This is a genomic window from Citrobacter sp. 172116965 (assembly GCF_013458095.1).
Taxonomy (GTDB): Bacteria; Pseudomonadota; Gammaproteobacteria; order Enterobacterales; family Enterobacteriaceae; genus Citrobacter; species Citrobacter braakii.
The window spans coordinates 394,900-413,712 of record NZ_CP046673.1 but is presented as its reverse complement, the minus strand read 5'-3'; the positions used below and the strand labels follow the sequence as shown (position 1 = coordinate 413,712).

Sequence of the window (18,813 nt, the reverse complement as noted above, 5' to 3'; positions counted from 1 at the left end):
TCTGAACATACGGCGCCTTATGATTGTTTTCTCATCGTTACAAATTCGTCGCGGCGTGCGCGTCTTGCTGGAAAATGCCACGGCCACCATTAATCCAGGGCAGAAAGTTGGCCTGGTAGGTAAAAATGGCTGCGGTAAATCTACCCTGCTGGCATTGCTGAAAAATGAACTCAGCGCCGACGCCGGAGGATTTACCTATCCGGGAAACTGGCAGCTCGCGTGGGTTAATCAGGAAACGCCTGCGTTGCCACAGCCGGCGTTGGAGTATGTGATTGACGGCGACCGCGAGTATCGTCAACTGGAAGCACAGTTGAACGATGCCAACGAACGTAACGATGGACATGCCATTGCCACCGTCCATGGCAAGCTGGATGCCATCGACGCCTGGACTGTGCGCTCACGCGCCGCCAGCCTGCTGCATGGCCTCGGTTTCTCCAACGAACAGCTTGAACGTCCCGTCAGCGATTTCTCCGGTGGCTGGCGTATGCGTCTCAACCTGGCTCAGGCGCTGATTTGCCGTTCAGACCTGCTGCTGCTCGATGAACCGACCAACCACCTCGATCTCGACGCGGTGATCTGGCTGGAAAGATGGCTGAAAAGCTATCAGGGCACGCTGATTTTGATCTCCCACGACCGCGACTTCCTCGATCCGGTGGTGGATAAAATTATTCATATCGAACAGCAAACGATGTTCGAGTACACCGGCAACTACAGCGCGTTTGAAATCCAGCGTGCGACCCGCCTCGCACAGCAGCAGGCAATGTACGAAAGCCAGCAGGAGCGCGTGGCGCATCTGCAAAGCTATATCGATCGTTTCCGCGCTAAAGCCACCAAAGCAAAGCAGGCGCAGAGCCGTATCAAAATGCTGGAACGTATGGAGCTGATTGCCCCTGCGCACGTGGACAACCCGTTCCACTTCAGCTTCCGCGAGCCGGAAAGCCTGCCGAACCCGCTGTTAAAGATGGAAAAGGTCAGCGCCGGCTACGGCGACCGCGTCATTCTCGATTCGATCAAACTGAATCTGGTACCGGGGTCTCGCATCGGCCTGCTCGGACGCAACGGTGCGGGTAAATCTACGTTGATTAAGCTGCTGGCCGGCGAACTGGCCCCCATCAGCGGCGAGATTGGCCTGGCAAAAGGCATCAAGCTGGGTTACTTCGCACAGCACCAGCTGGAGTTTTTACGCGCCGATGAATCACCTATTCAGCACCTGGCGCGCATGGCACCGCAGGAGCTGGAGCAGAAACTGCGAGACTACCTCGGCGGATTCGGCTTCCAGGGCGATAAAGTCAGCGAAGAGACTCGCCGCTTCTCCGGTGGTGAAAAAGCGCGTCTGGTGCTGGCATTGATCGTCTGGCAGCGCCCGAACCTGCTGCTGCTTGATGAACCGACCAACCACCTGGATTTGGATATGCGTCAGGCGCTGACCGAAGCGCTGATCGATTTCGAAGGCGCACTGGTTGTGGTCTCGCACGACCGTCACCTGATTCGCTCTACTACCGATGACCTCTATCTGGTGCACGACAAGAAAGTCGAGCCGTTTGATGGCGATCTTGAGGATTATCAGCAGTGGCTGAGCGATGTGCAAAAACAGGAAAACCAGAGCGACGAACCGGCAAAAGAGAGCGTTAACAGCGCCCAGGCACGTAAAGACCAGAAGCGTCGCGAAGCTGAACTACGCACCCTGACGCAACCGCTACGTAAAGAGATTTCCCGCCTGGAAAAAGAGATGGAGAAACTGCACGCACAGCTGGCGCAGGCGGAAGAAAAACTCGGCGATAGCGAACTGTACGACCAAAGCCGCAAAGCCGAACTCACAGCATGCTTGCAGCAGCAGGCCAGTGCGAAATCCGGACTGGAAGAGTGCGAGATGGCCTGGCTGGAGGCTCAGGAACAGCTTGAGCAGATGCTGGCCGAGTAATCATGAGTGCCGGATAAGGCGAAGCCGCCATCCGGTACTATAGCCGATGATTGCCTGCTGACTGACTCGCGACAAAATCACATATTGGCTAACCCGCACGCGCTGTGCGCGGTATAGTTATTCTTTCCGATTATTAATTGCTCTGGTGTTATGGTTGAAATCACGTCCACAGAAATAACTCCACCTACCGACGATTCACGAGAATTCCGTCCGATGCGCGGTATCAGTAACCGCCATCTGCAGACGATGCTGCCGCGTTTAATTCGCCGCAAGGTGAAGTTCGACGCCCACTGGCAGCGTCTGGAATTGCCCGACGGTGATTTTGTCGATCTGGCATGGAGTGAAGATCCGCAACAGGCGAAACATAAACCGCGCCTGGTGGTTTTTCACGGTCTGGAAGGCAGTCTGAACAGCCCGTACGCACATGGCCTGATTGAAGCAGCGCAAAAGCGCGGCTGGCTGGGCGTGGTGATGCATTTTCGCGGCTGCAGCGGCGAACCCAATCGTCTGAACCGTATTTATCACTCCGGTGAGACAGAAGATGGCACCTGGTTTTTACACTGGCTGGCTCGCGAGTTCGGTCGCGTGCCGACCGCGGCGGTAGGCTATTCGCTCGGTGGAAACATGCTGGCCTGCCTGCTGGCAAAAGAAGGTACTGAGATTCCAATTGATGCCGCGGTTATCGTTTCCGCGCCTTTCGTGCTGGAAGCCTGTAGTTACCATATGGACAAGGGATTCTCCCGGGTCTATCAGCGCTACCTGCTAAACCTGTTGAAAGCCAATGCCTCGCGTAAGCTAGAGGCGTATCCAGGATCGCTGCCGGTGAGTCTGGGCCAATTGAAATCTCTGCGTCGCATTCGCGATTTTGACGATCTGATCACCGCCAAAATCCACGGTTTCGCCGATGCTATAGACTATTACCGTCAGTGTAGCGCTATGCCGTTGCTCAACCAGATCGCCAAACCCACGCTGATTATCCATGCCAAAGACGATCCGTTTATGGATCATCACGTGATCCCTAAACCGGAAAATCTGCCCTCACAGGTAGAGTATCAACTGACGGAACACGGCGGCCACGTCGGATTCATTGGCGGCACGGTGCGCCGTCCTGAGATGTGGCTGGAATCCAGAATCCCGGACTGGCTGACAACGTATCTGGAGGCATCATCATGATCATCCCCTGGCAAGATATCTCCCCGGACGCACTGGACAATCTGATTGAAAGCTTTGTCTTGCGCGAAGGCACCGATTATGGTGAACATGAACGCTCGCTCGAACAAAAAGTCGCCGACGTCAAACGCCAACTACAATCTGGTGAAGCCGTGCTGGTATGGTCCGAACTGCATGAAACGGTCAACATTATGCCGAGGAAGCAGATTCACGAGTAATCCGTAACCGACGGCCGACTATAATAAAAATTCAACCTATTCATGGAGTTGTTATGTCTGCCAAACATCCGGTGATTGCGGTAACAGGGTCCAGCGGCGCGGGGACCACCACCACCAGCCTCGCGTTTCGTAAAATTTTCGCGCAGTTAAATCTGCGCGCCGCCGAGGTGGAAGGTGACAGTTTTCATCGTTATACCCGTCCGGAAATGGACATGGCGATTCGCAAAGCGCGCGATGCCGGGCGGCATATCAGCTATTTCGGCCCCGAAGCTAATGACTTCGGTCTGCTGGAGCAAACCTTCATCGAATACGGCCAGACGGGCAAAGGTCAGTCGCGAAAATATCTGCACACCTACGATGAGGCCGTACCGTGGAATCAGGTTCCGGGTACATTTACGCCCTGGCAGCCGCTGCCTGAACCGACGGATGTCCTGTTCTATGAAGGACTGCACGGCGGCGTCGTAACCCCACAGCAAAACGTGGCCCGGCATGTCGATCTGCTGGTTGGCGTAGTGCCGATCGTGAACCTGGAATGGATTCAGAAGCTGACCCGCGATACCAGCGAGCGGGGACACTCGCGCGAAGCGGTGATGGACTCGGTGGTGCGCTCAATGGACGATTACATCAATTACATTACGCCGCAGTTTTCCCGTACGCACATTAACTTCCAGCGCGTACCGACCGTTGATACCTCCAACCCCTTTGCCGCCAAAAGTATTCCATCACTGGATGAAAGCTTTGTCGTGATTCATTTTCGGAACCTGGAAGGGATCGACTTCCCGTGGCTACTGGCCATGCTGCAGGGATCATTCATTTCCCATATCAATACGTTGGTTGTTCCGGGCGGGAAAATGGGTCTGGCGATGGAATTGATTATGCTGCCGCTTGTCCAGCGACTGATGGAAGGCAAAAAGATAGAGTAAGGTGTTATTTTGCCGGATGGCGGCTGATGCCTTATCCGGCCTACGCGTTTATATCCTGTAGGCCTGATAAGTGAAACGCCATCAGGCATCACATCACGAAGCAGCAACCACTTCATAGGAGTGGGTAATGTTCACCGCCTTTTCCAGCATCAGCGCCACAGAGCAATATTTTTCCGCAGAGAGATCGACTGCGCGCGAAACGGACGCATCTTTCAGATCGTTACCCGTTACGATGAAATGCAGGTTAATGTGGGTAAACAGGCGCGGCGCTTCATCACGACGCTCTGAGGTCAGTTTCACTTCGCAGTTGGTCACATCCTGACGACCTTTTTGCAGGATCGAAACCACATCAATTGCGCTGCAACCGCCCGCAGCCATTAATACCATTTCCATCGGGCTCGGCGCTTTATCACCGGAGTTACCGTCCATCAAAATTTGGTGACCAGAGGCGGACTCACCGAGGAAGGTTAACCCCTCAACCCACTTTACACGCGCTTGCATATTTCGTAACTCCAATGTTTCAATTTTCCTGACAGATTACGCGTACATAACAATTCTCGCAACGGAAGGCGACCTGCGTCATGCTGAAGCGAGACACCAGGAGACACACGGCGAAAGCTATGCTAAAACAGTCAGGATGCTACAGTAATACATTGACGTACTGCATGTATGCAGAGGACATCACATTACAGGCTGCAGTTAATTTTTGACAGCCCCTTTCCCAGGTAGCGGGAAGCATATTTTTGCAAACCCAGAGGCAGCGTCGTTTTCTGGCTCTGGAGACAGCTTATAACAGAGGATAACCGCGCATGGTGCTTGGCAAACCGCAAACAGACCCGACTCTCGAATGGTTCTTGTCTCATTGCCATATTCATAAGTACCCATCGAAGAGCACGCTGATTCACCAGGGTGAAAAAGCGGAAACGTTGTATTACATCGTTAAAGGCTCAGTGGCAGTGCTGATCAAAGATGAAGAAGGGAAAGAAATGATCCTTTCTTATCTGAATCAGGGCGATTTTATTGGTGAATTAGGCCTCTTCGAAGAAGGTCAGGAACGTAGCGCCTGGGTACGTGCCAAAACCGCATGTGAAGTCGCTGAAATTTCATACAAAAAATTTCGCCAATTAATCCAGGTCAACCCGGATATTCTGATGCGCCTGTCTTCACAGATGGCTCGTCGCCTGCAGGTCACGTCTGAAAAAGTCGGCAACCTAGCCTTCCTCGACGTAACGGGTCGTATCGCGCAGACTCTGCTGAATCTGGCGAAACAGCCTGATGCGATGACCCACCCGGACGGCATGCAGATTAAAATCACCCGTCAGGAAATCGGCCAGATCGTTGGCTGCTCCCGTGAGACCGTTGGTCGTATTCTGAAGATGCTGGAAGATCAAAACCTGATCTCCGCACACGGTAAGACCATCGTCGTCTACGGCACCCGTTAACCCCATCGAAGTGGCGCGTTACTCAGTGATGCGCCACTTTTGTTTACACCGATGTGGCGAAGACTGATATACCACCCAGAGATCAACTACGCACTACGGCAGACGCTGGTGCTATGTTTACCTGTGGCTGTTGGTCTGATCATCGGTCAGCTTCATCTGGGACTCCTCTTCTCCCTGGTCCCTGCCTGCTGCAACATTGCCGGTCTTGATACCCCGCATAAGCGCTTTTTCAAACGTTTAGCTATTGGCGCGTCTTTGTTTGCCGGTTGCAGTCTGATCATGCAGTTGCTGCTGGCACAGGCCATACCGCTGCCGCTTATCCTCACCGGACTGACGCTGATTCTTGGCGTAACCGCCGAGCTAAGCCCTCTGCATGCCCGACTGTTACCGGCCTCACTTATCGCCGCGATTTTCACGCTAAGCCTGGTCGGGAACATGCCCGTCTGGGAACCGTTGCTGATCTATGCGCTGGGCACGTTATGGTACGGCCTGTTCAACTGGTTCTGGTTCTGGATGTGGCGCGAGCAGCCGCTCCGTGAATCGCTCAGCTTGTTGTACCGTGAATTAGCCGATTACTGTGAGGCCAAGTACAGCCTGCTGACCCAGCATGCCGATCCGGAAAAAGCGCTACCTCCCCTGCTGGTTCGCCAGCAGAAAGCGGTGGATCTGATTACCCAGTGCTACCAGCAAATGCATATGCTGTCGGCGCATCGCAACAACGATTACAAGCGCCTGCTGCGTGCCTTTCAGGAGGCACTGGACTTGCAGGAGCATATTTCCGTCAGCCTCCACCAGCCGGAAGAGGTGCAAAAGCTGGTCGAACGTAGCCACGCCGAACAGGTGATTCGCTGGAATGCGCGCACCGTCGCCGAACGCCTTCGGGTACTGGCTGATGATATTCTGTATCACCGCTTGCCGACCCGTTTCTCGATGGACAAGCAGATTGGCACGCTGGAGAAAATCGCCAACCAGCATCCGGACAATCCGGTGGGACAATTTTGCTACTGGCACTTCAGCCGTATTGCCCGCGTGCTACGCACCCAGCGACCGCTGTACGCCCGAGATTTAATGGCGGACAAGCAGCGTCGGTTGCCGCTGATCCCGGCCCTGAAAAACTATCTGTCGTTGAAATCGCCGGCGCTGCGTAATGCCGGACGCATCAGCGTCATGCTGAGTATCGCCAGCCTGATGGGCAGCGCTTTACACCTGCCAAAGCCTTACTGGATTTTGATGACGATCCTGTTCGTCACGCAAAATGGCTACGGAGCAACCCGGGTACGTATTTTACACCGTTCAGCAGGAACGCTCGTTGGACTGGTCATTGCCGGGGTCACCCTGCACTTTCATATTCAGGAAGGTTACACGCTGGCAGGCATGCTGCTGATTACCCTGGGTAGCTATCTGATCATGCGCAAAAACTACGGCTGGGCTACCGTCGGCTTTACGGTCACGGCGGTATACACCCTGCAACTGCTGACGCTGAACGGAGAGCAGTTTATCGTGCCGCGGTTTGTCGATACGGTTATTGGCTGCTTAATCGCCTTTGGCGGTACACTCTGGCTGTGGCCGCAGTGGCAGAGCGGCCTGCTGCGTAAGAACGCCCATGATGCGTTAGAAGCCGATCAGGAGGCCATTCGCCTGATCCTCAGCAACGATCCGCAGGCCACGCCGCTGGCGTATCAACGCATGCGGGTCAATCAGGCGCATAACACGTTGTTCAACTCACTGAACCAGGCGATGCAGGAGCCAGGATTCAACTCGCACTACCTGGCGGACATGAAACTGTGGGTCACGCATAGCCAGTTCATCGTCGAGCACATCAACGCGATGACCACACTGGCAAGGGAACATACAATGCTGACGCCGGATTTAGCGCAGCGGTATCTGGAATCCTGTGAAATTGCGCTCCAGCGCTGTCAGCAGCGGCTGGAATATGACGGACCGGGAAGCTCAGGCGATGTGAATATTCTCGAAGCGCCAGAGATGCTGTCCCACGGTCCGTTAAGCACCCTTGAGCAGCATCTGCAACGGATACTGGGGCATCTGAACACCATGCACACCATTTCGTCGGTAGCATGGCGTCAGCGACCGCACCACGGAATCTGGCTGAGCCGCCGTCTGCGGGACATGAAAGGTTAAGATCGACTGCCGGATGCGCTGTGCTTATCCGGCAACAGGTAATCAGGCAACGACTTTCGCTACCGCTTGTGCGAAACGCTGCATCCCTTCATCGATATCCGCCTGCTCAACTACCAGCGACGGCGCGAAACGCATCACGTCCGGTCCGGCGTTGAGTACCATCACCCCTTCGTGCGCGGCGGCATACAGGAAATCGCGCGCCCGGCCTTTAAACTGCGGCTTCAGCTCGGCGCCAATCAGCAGCCCCATCCCGCGAATCTCGCTGAAAATGTCGAACTGTTGATCAATTTTCTGCAAATGTTGGACAAACGCCTGACGTTTAGCCTGAATACCTTCCAACACTTCCGGCGTGTTGATGATATCAAACGCGGCCCCCGCAACTGCGCAGGCCAACGGATTACCACCGTAAGTGGAACCGTGCGAACCCACATGAAATGCGGAGGCAATCTCTTGGGTGGTCAGCACCGCGCTCACCGGGAAGCCGCCGCCGAGAGCCTTCGCGCTGGTGAGGATATCCGGCGTCACGCCATAGTGCATATAGGCAAACAGATCGCCGGTACGGCCCATCCCGCTCTGCACTTCATCCAATACCAATAGCGCCTGGTGTTGGTCGCAAAGTTCACGCAAACCTTGCAGGAATTCCGGCGTTGCCGCAGTGACGCCACCTTCCCCCTGAATAGGCTCAACTACCACCGCACAGGTGTGATCGTCCATCACCGCTTTGACCGCATGCAGATCGTTAAACGGTACATGGATGATATCCGCTGGTTTTGGTCCAAAGCCGTCAGAGTATTTCGGCTGCCCGCCGACGGACACGGTAAACAGCGAACGGCCGTGAAACGCATTATGGAAGGCAATGATTTTGGTTTTGAACGGGCTATGGCGCACGCAGGCATAGTGGCGCGCCAGCTTAAAGGCGGTTTCGTTAGCTTCGGTACCCGAGTTCATGAACAGCACGCGCTCGGCGAAGGTCGCATCAATGATTTTACGGCCCAGGCGCAACGCCGGTTCGTTGGTGAAAACGTTGCTGGTATGCCACAGGGTTTCACCCTGGGTTTTTAACGCCTCCACCAGGGCCGGATGGCAATGTCCTAGTGCAGTAACTGCAATGCCGCCCGCGAAATCAACATACTCTTTGCCCTGTTGATCCCAGACTCGACTCCCTTTCCCTTTTACCGGGATAAACTCAGCCGGTGCATAAATCGGCAGAATAACTTCATCGAATGTCGCGCGCGTAATTGCAGTTTGTTCAGTTGCCATGTCATTGCCACCCTGTTAAGCAGAAATGTTAGTGAAATTATAATCACAAAATATGAATAAAAAATCACTGAATAGCAACCACAAATCACCTGTTGAGGAAATTAGCCAGCAGTTGATGCCCCTGTTCGCTGAGAATACTCTCCGGGTGAAACTGCACACCTTCCATATCCCACTCGCGGTGACGAATGCCCATAATCTCCTGCGTTTCACTCCAGGCCGTCACCTCAAAGCAGTCAGGAAGCGTCGCGGGGGCAACCACCAGAGAGTGGTAGCGCGTCACCGTTAATGGGTTGGCGAGCCCCTGAAAAACACCCTGCCCGTTATGCGTAATTGGCGAGGTTTTACCGTGCATCACTTTAGCTGCCCGAACCACTGTCGCGCCAAAGGCCTGCGCCATAGCCTGATGTCCCAGACAAACACCCAGCAGGGGCGTCTTGCCCGCGAAATGACGAATAACATCCAATGAGATCCCAGCGTCATCCGGCGTGCAGGGGCCTGGGGATATTACGATTTTTTGCGGGCTTAGCGCGTCGATTTGCGCCAGCGTCAGTTCGTCGTTGCGCCTGACAAGGACATCAGCGCCCAGTTCGCAGAAGTATTGGTACAGGTTCCAGGTAAAAGAATCATAGTTATCGATAAGCAGGATCATGGCGGCTCCGGTACATAAGAACCGCGCTATTCTACTCAGTTTCCGGGGCTTCGCTTACCACTTTACGAAATATCGCCCGAAGCGCAGACAGGTCACCCATCGCCCCACTCTGATTAGCCAGGTTCCACTCCTCAACCGGAATGTCATCCCAGCTCAATATATACCCGGCATGAATCGCTAACTGTTCGAAAAAAATTCGCTGTGCCAGACCGCTGCCAATACGAAACGGATGCAGCACGTTGATTTCGCAATAATAGTGCGCAAGACGATCCACAAACTTATCTTCCGGTAACCCCACCAACCAGGACTCGTCTTCCAGGTCCTGCATCAGCGCATTGCCCTCTTTCTCGATATAAGCGAAATGACAAAAGCGGGTATCGCCCTGGTAAATATCCACTTCTCGCAGATGTCCCGCCCAGTCAAAAATATCCCGATACAGTTGGCGATGAATGGCGCACAGATGCGGCAAGCCCCGTTTAAGCGGGCCTAATTCGATAGTGGCCGCACGCAGCGCCGTCAGTTCATACGCCGCCTGCGCCAGGCGCTGTGCCTGATGAATCCCCAGACGGTTACGCATGACATTCAGGCCCGGATACAAATAGGGATCGCGTCCATCACCGAATTTATCGCTCATAGTGCCCCCTCAACTCTTCAAGACGCGCCAGGGCGTCTTCCGTGCTCAAAGTCACCCGTGGAATATCCACGCCTTCCAGCCGCCGACTGGCCTGGAAATTGGCATTTCGCCGTTGTTCCCAGAGTCTGGACTTTTGTTTATCGGTGAGTTTTTTCACGTGACCTCCCTGAATGAGCCGACACTTGCCACAAGTATAAGCGGCAATTTCAGGTTACGCAGAGAAGGGAAAGAACGCGGACAGGAACTGCCCGCGCAAAAGACGTTTACGGCAGGACTTTGGCAGACAGGATAACAATCGGTTTTGACGGGACATTCTGGTAAGGACCAACATCATGGGTCTGCACCTGAGAGATCTTATCCGCGACATCCATACCTTTCACAACTTTACCGAAGACCGCGTACCCAAAGTCGCGCTGGCCGTGATCGAGGAACGCATTGTCTGCAATATTGATAAAGAACTGGCTGGTCGCGCTGTCTTTATCTGCTGTACGCGCCATGGCAATCGTGCCGCGGGTATTACGCAGTCCGTTATCAGCTTCATTCTTGATTGGCGGGTTAGGTTTCTTCTGCTGCATCTGCTCGGTAAAACCGCCGCCCTGCACCATGAAGCCAGGGATCACGCGGTGGAACGTGGTGTTGTTATAGAAACCGCTGTTGACATAATCGACAAAGTTTTGCACTGAAACCGGGGCTTTCTGACTGTTCAGCTCCAGCTCAATGTTACCGGCAGAGGTTGTCAGCAGGACATGCGGGTCACCTTTTGCTGCCAGTGCTGCGGGAGAGAGAGCAGAAAGAGCGAGAACAGCTGCAACAGCCGCCAGAGTCGATTTGAGCATGAGAATTCCTTAACAAGAGCAGAAATGAAGCAAGTGAATTGATTCTAAAGAGCCTTCAAGAACAAGGCCATCCCTTTACTTAATTTTACGTACTTGAAACAAATGTAACCTTATAGCCTCAAGATTCAATGCGATCTAGATCACATAAAAAAATGTAACGTAGCAAGTAATTACCAATAAACATTTAAATGCATCACTAAAGCGCCTAAAATCTGCCCGCTCACGGCGCAGTCAATGCGCCTAACACTTCTATACAGGCCAGTCATGACTAACAGCAATCGCATCAAGCTCACATGGATTAGCTTTCTCTCCTACGCCCTGACAGGCGCGTTGGTAATTGTCACCGGGATGGTGATGGGAAACATCGCAGATTACTTCCATTTGCCCGTTTCCAGTATGAGTAACACCTTCACCTTTCTGAATGCCGGCATTCTGATCTCTATTTTTCTGAATGCCTGGCTGATGGAAATTGTGCCACTGAAAACCCAGTTGCGCTTTGGCTTTATCCTGATGGTTCTGGCGGTCGCCGGACTGATGCTCAGCCATAGCCTGGCCTTGTTCTCAGCCGCCATGTTTGTACTGGGTCTGGTGAGCGGTATCACCATGTCGATTGGTACGTTCCTGGTGACTCAGATGTACGAAGGTCGCCAGCGCGGTTCCCGCCTGCTGTTTACTGACTCCTTCTTCAGCATGGCCGGCATGATTTTCCCGATGGTGGTAGCATTCCTGTTAGCGCGCAGCATCGAATGGTATTGGGTTTATGCCTGCATCGGCCTGGTATACGTCGCCATTTTCCTGCTGACCTTCGGTTGCGAATTCCCGGCGCTGGGTAAACACGCGCAGCAACCGGACGCGCCTGTGGTAAAAGAAAAATGGGGCATTGGCGTGCTGTTCCTGGCGATCGCCGCGCTGTGCTACATCCTCGGTCAGTTGGGCTTTATCTCCTGGGTGCCGGAATACGCCAAAAGTCTGGGCATGAGCCTGAACGACGCAGGTAAACTGGTCAGCGACTTCTGGATGTCTTACATGGTTGGCATGTGGGCATTTAGCTTTATCCTGCGTTTCTTCGATTTGCAGCGCATCCTGACCGTACTGGCGGGTGTGGCTACCGTCCTGATGTATCTGTTTATCACCGGTACGCCGGAGCATATGCCGTGGTTCATTCTGACGTTGGGCTTCTTCTCCAGCGCGATTTATACCACCATCATTACCCTCGGCTCCCAGCAGACGAAGGTCGCATCACCTAAACTGGTTAACTTCGTTCTGACCTGTGGCACCATCGGTACTATGCTCACCTTCGTGGTCACTGGCCCTATCGTGGCGCACAGCGGTCCGCTGGCGGCATTGCAGACGGCTAACGGCTTGTATGCGGTCGTATTCGTGATGTGCTTTATTCTTGGGTTCGTCACGCGTCATCGCCAGCATAACGCACCCGCAACGCATTAATCTGAGTGCCGGATGGCGATGCTAACGTATCTTATCCGGCCTACAAGACAAGCTGTTCGTAGGCCGGATAAGGCGCAGACGCCCTCCGGCCTATTCCCGCGCCCTCTTCTTCCACTCGCGATGTAGGCCAATTCTTACAAAAACCCCTCAATTTGTACGCTATTTATACAAACATGAAAAGCCTGTTAATTCCGTAACTTATAAAAATGCAGTTAAATCAGCTATATACCTCTTAAGGAGTATATAAAGGCGAATTTGATTTGCATCAATAAGCGGGGTTGCTGAATCGTTAAGGTAGGCAGTAATAGAAAAGAAATCGAGGCAAAAATGAGCAAAGTCAGACTCGCTATTATCGGTAATGGTATGGTCGGCCATCGCTTTATTGAGGATCTTCTTGATAAATCCGACGCTGCCAATTTTGATATTACCGTCTTCTGTGAAGAACCCCGCAAAGCGTACGACCGCGTCCACCTGTCGTCCTACTTCTCCCACCATACCGCCGAAGAACTTTCTCTGGTGCGTGAAGGATTCTACGAGAAGCATGGCGTTAAGGTGTTAGTGGGCGAGCGCGCAATCACCATCAACCGCCAGGAGAAGGTGATCCACTCCAGCGCGGGTCGTACGGTCTATTACGATAAGCTGATCATGGCGACAGGCTCTTATCCGTGGATCCCACCGATTAAAGGTTCGGAAACCCAAGACTGCTTCGTTTACCGCACCATCGAAGACCTCAACGCCATTGAGTCTTGCGCGCGCCGTAGCAAACGCGGTGCCGTCGTCGGCGGTGGCCTGCTGGGTCTGGAAGCCGCCGGTGCGCTGAAAAGCCTCGGCGTTGAAACCCACGTGATTGAATTTGCCCCGATGCTGATGGCCGAACAGTTGGATCACATGGGTGGCGAGCAGTTACGTCGCAAAATTGAAAGCATGGGCGTGCGTGTCCACACCAGCAAAAACACTAAAGAGATCGTCCAGGAAGGCACCGAAGCGCGCAAAACTATGCGTTTTGCCGACGGTAGCGAACTGGAAGTCGATTTCATCGTCTTTTCTACCGGTATTCGCCCACGCGACAAACTGGCCACCCAATGCGGCCTCGACGTTGCGCCGCGCGGTGGTATTGTGATTAACGATACCTGCCAGACTTCTGATCCGGACATCTATGCCATCGGCGAATGCGCCAGCTGGAACAACCGCGTGTATGGTCTGGTCGCTCCAGGCTACAAAATGGCGCAGGTTGCCGTTGACCATATTCTCGAAACCGAAAACGCCTTTGAAGGCGCGGATCTGAGCGCCAAGCTGAAGCTGCTTGGTGTTGACGTCGGCGGGATTGGCGACGCGCATGCGCGCACGCCGGGCGCCCGTAGCTACGTCTATCTCGACGAAAGCAAAGAAGTCTACAAACGCCTCATCGTTAGCGAAGATAACAAAACCCTGCTCGGGGCGGTTTTAGTCGGTGACACCAGCGATTACGGCAACCTGCTGCAGTTGGTGCTGAACGCCATCGAACTGCCGGAAAACCCAGACTCACTGATTCTGCCAGCTCACGCGGGCAGCGGTAAGCCGTCTATCGGTGTCGATAAACTGCCGGACAGCGCGCAGATTTGCTCCTGCTTCGACGTCACCAAAGGCATGCTGATCGCCGCTATTAACAAAGGCTGCCACACCGTTGCGGCGCTGAAAGCTGAAACCAAAGCTGGTACCGGCTGCGGCGGGTGTATCCCGTTGGTAACTCAGGTCCTGAACGCTGAACTGGCGAAACAGGGGATCGAAGTTAACAACAACCTGTGTGAACACTTCCCGTACTCGCGTCAGGAACTGTTCCATCTGATCCGTGTAGAAGGGATTAAAACCTTCGAAGAGCTGCTGGCAAAACACGGGAAAGGCTACGGCTGTGAAGTGTGTAAACCAACCGTAGGTTCCCTGCTGGCCTCCTGCTGGAATGAGTACATCCTCAAACCACAGCACACGCCGCTGCAGGACACTAACGACAACTTCCTGGCGAACATCCAGAAAGACGGTACCTACTCCGTGATCCCGCGCTCAGCGGGCGGAGAAATTACTCCTGAAGGCCTGGTGGCCGTGGGCCGTATCGCGCGTGAATTTAACCTGTATACCAAAATCACCGGTTCTCAGCGTATCGGCCTGTTCGGCGCGCAAAAAGATGACCTGCCGGAAATCTGGCGTCAGTTGATTGAAGCGGGCTTTGAAACCGGTCACGCATACGCCAAAGCCCTGCGTATGGCGAAAACCTGCGTAGGCAGTACCTGGTGCCGTTATGGCGTCGGCGATAGCGTCGGATTCGGCGTGGAGCTGGAAAACCGCTACAAGGGCATTCGTACCCCGCACAAAATGAAATTCGGCGTCTCCGGCTGTACCCGTGAATGTGCGGAAGCTCAGGGTAAAGACGTGGGTATCATCGCCACTGAGAAAGGCTGGAATTTGTACGTTTGCGGTAACGGCGGGATGAAACCTCGTCATGCAGACCTGCTGGCAGCGGATATCGACCGCGAAACGCTGCTCAAATACCTTGATCGTTTCATGATGTTCTACATCCGTACCGCTGACAAACTGACCCGAACCGCACCATGGTTAGACAACCTGGAAGGCGGTATCGAATATCTGAAATCGGTCATCATCGACGACAAACTGGGGCTGAACCAGCACCTGGAAGAAGAGATGGCCCGTCTGCGTGAAGCGGTGGTCTGCGAGTGGACAGAGACGGTTAACACCCCATCCGCACAGGTTCGCTTCAAACACTTTATCAACAGCGATCAACGCGATCCGAATGTCCAGGTTGTGCCTGAACGTGAACAACATCGTCCGGCTACGCCCTATGAGCGTATCCCGGTGACTCTGGTGGAGGAAAACGCATGAGCCAGTGGAAAAACATCTGCAAAATCGATGACATTCTGCCTGCAACAGGCGTCTGCGCCCTGTTAGGTAGCGAGCAAGTTGCGATTTTCCGCCCATATCACAGCGACCAGGTGTTTGCGATCAGCAACATCGACCCATTCTTTGAATCCAGCGTGCTTTCTCGTGGGCTGATTGCTGAACATCAGGGCGAATTGTGGGTCGCCAGCCCGCTGAAAAAACAGCGCTTTCGCTTAAGCGACGGTCTGTGCATGGAAGACGAACAGTTCTCCGTGAAACATTACGAAGCGCGAGTGAAAGACGGCACGGTGCAACTGCGCGGTTAATAAATTTTTGGGAGGCGCAACGCCTCCCCCTTTTTTGACGTATTTGTAGGTCTTTTATTTGTAGGCCTGATAAGCGTAGCGCCATCAGGCCTACGGTTACGATTTCTTTTTATTGTTTGTACTTCAAGGATAATCAACACATGTTCACAGACACTATTAATAAGTGTGCGGCTAACGCTGCGCGCATCGCACGCCTCTCGGCTAATAACCCGCTCGGATTCTGGGTCAGTTCGGCAATGGCGGGGGCCTACGTCGGTCTCGGCATCATTCTTATTTTCACCCTCGGTAATCTGCTCGACCCGTCCGTTCGTCCTCTGGTAATGGGTGCAACCTTTGGTATTGCCTTAACGCTGGTTATTATCGCCGGTTCTGAACTGTTCACCGGACACACGATGTTCCTGACGCTTGGCGTTAAAGCGGGCACCATCAGTCACGGTCAGATGTGGGCAATCCTGCCAAAAACCTGGCTGGGTAACCTGGTCGGATCCGTGTTTGTCGCTCTGCTTTACAGTTGGGGCGGCGGTAGCCTGCTGCCGGTCGATACCAGCATCGTCCATTCGGTGGCGTTGGCGAAAACGACCGCGCCAGCAACGGTCCTGTTCTTTAAAGGCGCGCTGTGTAACTGGTTGGTTTGTCTGGCAATCTGGATGGCAATTCGTACCGAGGGCGCAGCAAAATTCCTCGCTATCTGGTGGTGTCTACTGGCGTTTATCGCTTCCGGTTACGAGCACTCGGTTGCCAACATGACGCTGTTTGCCCTCTCCTGGTTCGGCCACCACAGCGAAGCCTATACCCTGTCAGGAATTGGTCATAACCTGTTGTGGGTGACACTCGGTAATACTTTGTCCGGTGTCGTATTCATGGGATTGGGTTATTGGTATGCTACGCCAAAATCGGAGCGTCCTGCTCCGGCAAAAATCAACCAGCCAGAGGCTACTGCCAATAATTAAGGGGTAATGTCGTGGATCATTTGCCTATATTTTGTCAACTACGTGACCGCGACTGCTTGATCGTCGGCGGTGGTGATGTCGCAGAACGCAAAGCGCGGTTACTGCTGGAAGCGGGCGCCCGTATAACGGTTAATGCGCTGGCGTTTATTCCGCAGTTCACCGTATGGGCAGATGAAGGCATGCTGACGCTGGTTGAGGGACCGTTCGACGATTCCCTGCTCGACACCTGCTGGCTGGCTATTGCCGCCACCGATGACGATGCCGTCAACCAAAGCGTCAGCACCGCCGCAGAATCACGTCGTATTTTCTGCAACGTGGTCGATGCGCCAAAAGCAGCCAGTTTTATCATGCCCTCCATTATCGACCGCTCGCCGCTGATGGTGGCGGTCTCCTCCGGCGGTACATCGCCGGTGCTTGCCCGTCTGCTACGTGAAAGACTTGAATCTGTGCTGCCTCAGCATCTGGGCCAGGTCGCGCAATATGCAGGCAAGTTACGCGCCCGAGTGAAAGAACAGTTTGCCAGCATGGGTGAACGTCGCCGCTTCTGGGAAAAATTGTTCGTGAATGACCGCCTGGCGCAGTCGCTGGCGAACAGTGACCAGAAAGCCGTCGAGGAAACCACCGAGCAGTTGCTCAGCGAACCGTTGGACCATCGAGGCGAAGTAGTGCTGGTTGGCGCCGGTCCTGGCGATGCCGGGCTGCTGACGCTGAAAGGTCTACAGCAGATCCAGCAAGCGGATGTCGTGGTTTATGACCGTCTGGTATCCGACGACATCATGAACCTAGTACGCCGCGATGCCGACCGGGTGTTCGTCGGTAAACGCGCGGGCTACCACTGCGTACCGCAGGAAGAAATTAACCAGATCCTGCTGCGTGAAGCGCAACAGGGCAAACGCGTCGTGCGCCTGAAAGGTGGCGACCCGTTCATCTTTGGCCGTGGTGGCGAAGAGCTGGAAACCCTGTGTCATGCCGGTATTCCATTCTCCGTTGTGCCAGGTATTACCGCAGCATCCGGTTGTTCCGCCTATTCCGGCATTCCACTGACCCATCGAGATTACGCCCAGAGTGTACGTCTGGTCACCGGGCACCTGAAAACCGGCGGCGAGCTGGACTGGGAAAATCTGGCGGCAGAGAAACAGACGCTGGTGTTCTACATGGGCCTCAATCAGGCGGCTACTATCCAGGAAAAACTGATCGAATTTGGCATGCAACCCGATATGTCTGTCGCGCTGGTAGAAAACGGTACCTCCGTGAAGCAACGCGTTGTTAACGGGGTGCTTTCGCAACTCGGCGAACTGGCGCAGCAGGTTGAAAGCCCGGCGCTGATTATCGTCGGCCGCGTGGTTGGACTACGCGATAAGCTGAACTGGTTCTCGAACCATTAATTGAATGCTCAAAAATGCCCTGATATTGGACTGCCCCTATAAAGTTGGACAGTTCATATTCAGGGCATTTATTTATCTTCCGATAGAAATAAATCAAAAACCGATACACGCTATATACTCGCCTCAGTAGCCCAACCGTTAATCATTAATTAAATATATCTTTAAAACATTTAAATTCATTGAAATAATATTTTATATAAAACTTGTTATGTCCTAATCCGGACTACTTTAAATTTATTTTAGTTGATATCTTAACCGCCGAGAAATGGATTTCATCCATTTAAAAATAGATATCTTACAAGGATTTTAACATGCTGAAATTTGCAAAAATCACTATCGTTGCTGGTGTTCTGGCTACGCTGACCGCGTGTACTGGTCATGTCGATAACAAAAAAGATAACTGCACCTACGATTACTTCCTGCATCCGGCAATTTCTATTTCTAAAATTATTGGTGGCTGTGGCCCGGCTGCAGATCTGTAACAGAAGCGATTGCGCAGATACAAAAAAACCGGGAAATCCCCGGTTTTTATATTTATAGGTTAAATGCTCATTCACACGTTACCGCACTTCTCGCCGAGCAGGTAGCGGGCCAGGGTTGTCAGTCCCTCCTCTCTCTTGATAAATATCCGACGCATTTTATATCT

The 18,813-nt window shown here is 53.5% G+C and carries 17 protein-coding genes and 2 pseudogenes; 12 read left to right on the top strand and 7 right to left on the bottom strand.

From position 1 onward, the window contains the following. The first annotated feature begins 19 nt into the window (after nucleotides 1-19). The 4 genes and pseudogenes from GPJ68_RS01895 (at nucleotide 20) to GPJ68_RS01880 (ending at nucleotide 4,232) form a co-directional block, all read left to right on the top strand. Nucleotides 20-1,921, top strand: a complete 1,902-nt coding sequence (locus tag GPJ68_RS01895; RefSeq protein WP_047415982.1) for an ABC transporter ATP-binding protein — start codon at nucleotides 20-22, stop codon at nucleotides 1,919-1,921. A gap of 104 nt (nucleotides 1,922-2,025) precedes the next feature. After that, nucleotides 2,026-3,094 (top strand): annotated as a pseudogene (locus GPJ68_RS01890) (hydrolase). Next, nucleotides 3,091-3,309 (top strand): YheU family protein, encoded by a 219-nt coding sequence (locus GPJ68_RS01885; RefSeq protein WP_003023615.1) that lies wholly within the window; start codon nucleotides 3,091-3,093, stop codon nucleotides 3,307-3,309. The pseudogene GPJ68_RS01890 and the gene GPJ68_RS01885 overlap by 4 nt, the downstream one beginning before the upstream one ends. A 53-nt stretch (nucleotides 3,310-3,362) precedes the next feature. Continuing rightward, entirely contained in the window at nucleotides 3,363-4,232 is an 870-nt protein-coding gene (locus GPJ68_RS01880; protein WP_003827751.1) for a phosphoribulokinase, read from the top strand. Between the two features lie 93 nt (nucleotides 4,233-4,325). Here the strand turns inward: GPJ68_RS01880 and GPJ68_RS01875 are convergent, their stop codons facing one another. Further along, entirely contained in the window at nucleotides 4,326-4,733 is a 408-nt protein-coding gene (locus GPJ68_RS01875) for an OsmC family protein (protein ID WP_016154773.1), read from the bottom strand. 308 nt (nucleotides 4,734-5,041) lie between these two features. Between GPJ68_RS01875 and crp the strand changes: the two genes are divergently transcribed. Then, nucleotides 5,042-5,674 (top strand): cAMP-activated global transcriptional regulator CRP, encoded by a 633-nt coding sequence (crp, locus tag GPJ68_RS01870; protein WP_000242758.1) that lies wholly within the window; start codon nucleotides 5,042-5,044, stop codon nucleotides 5,672-5,674. 51 nt (nucleotides 5,675-5,725) lie between these two features. Beyond that, nucleotides 5,726-7,813, top strand: coding sequence for a YccS/YhfK family putative transporter (locus GPJ68_RS01865; RefSeq protein ID WP_016154774.1), 2,088 nt, complete (start codon nucleotides 5,726-5,728; stop codon nucleotides 7,811-7,813). 42 nt (nucleotides 7,814-7,855) lie between these two features. Here the strand turns inward: GPJ68_RS01865 and GPJ68_RS01860 are convergent, their stop codons facing one another. The 5 genes from GPJ68_RS01860 to ppiA form a co-directional block, all read right to left on the bottom strand. Beyond that, nucleotides 7,856-9,073 (bottom strand): aspartate aminotransferase family protein, encoded by a 1,218-nt coding sequence (locus tag GPJ68_RS01860; protein ID WP_104652067.1) that lies wholly within the window; start codon nucleotides 9,071-9,073, stop codon nucleotides 7,856-7,858. An 85-nt stretch (nucleotides 9,074-9,158) separates the two neighbouring features. After that, nucleotides 9,159-9,722 (bottom strand): aminodeoxychorismate synthase component 2, encoded by a 564-nt coding sequence (gene pabA / locus GPJ68_RS01855; RefSeq protein WP_016154776.1) that lies wholly within the window; start codon nucleotides 9,720-9,722, stop codon nucleotides 9,159-9,161. A 31-nt stretch (nucleotides 9,723-9,753) separates the two neighbouring features. Next, complete coding sequence (locus GPJ68_RS01850; RefSeq protein WP_104652066.1) at nucleotides 9,754-10,356, bottom strand: putative adenosine monophosphate-protein transferase Fic; 603 nt, start codon at nucleotides 10,354-10,356, stop codon at nucleotides 9,754-9,756. Continuing rightward, entirely contained in the window at nucleotides 10,346-10,513 is a 168-nt protein-coding gene (locus tag GPJ68_RS01845) for a YhfG family protein (protein ID WP_016157626.1), read from the bottom strand. Before GPJ68_RS01845 ends, GPJ68_RS01850 begins: the two co-directional genes overlap by 11 nt. A 106-nt stretch (nucleotides 10,514-10,619) precedes the next feature. After that, the gene (gene ppiA, locus GPJ68_RS01840) at nucleotides 10,620-11,192 is read right to left on the bottom strand and encodes a peptidylprolyl isomerase A (protein ID WP_003023595.1); all 573 of its coding nucleotides are present in this window, start codon (nucleotides 11,190-11,192) and stop codon (nucleotides 10,620-10,622) included. Between the two features lie 264 nt (nucleotides 11,193-11,456). Between ppiA and tsgA the strand changes: the two genes are divergently transcribed. The 6 genes from tsgA (at nucleotide 11,457) to GPJ68_RS01810 (ending at nucleotide 18,649) form a co-directional block, all read left to right on the top strand. Beyond that, a complete protein-coding gene (gene tsgA / locus GPJ68_RS01835) occupies nucleotides 11,457-12,638 on the top strand; it encodes an MFS transporter TsgA (RefSeq protein ID WP_180837097.1) in 1,182 nt (393 codons plus the stop codon). Nucleotides 12,639-12,965: 327 nt separating this feature from the next. After that, nucleotides 12,966-15,509: an NADPH-nitrite reductase large subunit gene (nirB, locus tag GPJ68_RS01830; RefSeq protein ID WP_016154779.1), complete on the top strand. Its 2,544-nt coding sequence runs from the start codon at nucleotides 12,966-12,968 to the stop codon at nucleotides 15,507-15,509. Then, a complete protein-coding gene (gene nirD / locus GPJ68_RS01825; RefSeq protein WP_016154780.1) occupies nucleotides 15,506-15,832 on the top strand; it encodes a nitrite reductase small subunit NirD in 327 nt (108 codons plus the stop codon). Before nirB ends, nirD begins: the two co-directional genes overlap by 4 nt. 140 nt (nucleotides 15,833-15,972) lie before the next feature. Further along, entirely contained in the window at nucleotides 15,973-16,782 is an 810-nt protein-coding gene (gene nirC, locus GPJ68_RS01820) for a nitrite transporter NirC (protein ID WP_047415976.1), read from the top strand. 11 nt (nucleotides 16,783-16,793) lie between these two features. Then, entirely contained in the window at nucleotides 16,794-18,167 is a 1,374-nt protein-coding gene (gene cysG / locus GPJ68_RS01815; RefSeq protein WP_104652065.1) for a siroheme synthase CysG, read from the top strand. A 311-nt stretch (nucleotides 18,168-18,478) separates the two neighbouring features. Then, a complete protein-coding gene (locus GPJ68_RS01810) occupies nucleotides 18,479-18,649 on the top strand; it encodes a YhfL family protein (RefSeq protein ID WP_016154783.1) in 171 nt (56 codons plus the stop codon). A gap of 77 nt (nucleotides 18,650-18,726) precedes the next feature. Here GPJ68_RS01810 and GPJ68_RS25030 read toward each other — a convergent pair. Further along, nucleotides 18,727-18,804 (bottom strand): annotated as a pseudogene (locus GPJ68_RS25030) (hypothetical protein); the annotation flags it as partial. Nucleotides 18,805-18,813: the final 9 nt, after the last annotated feature.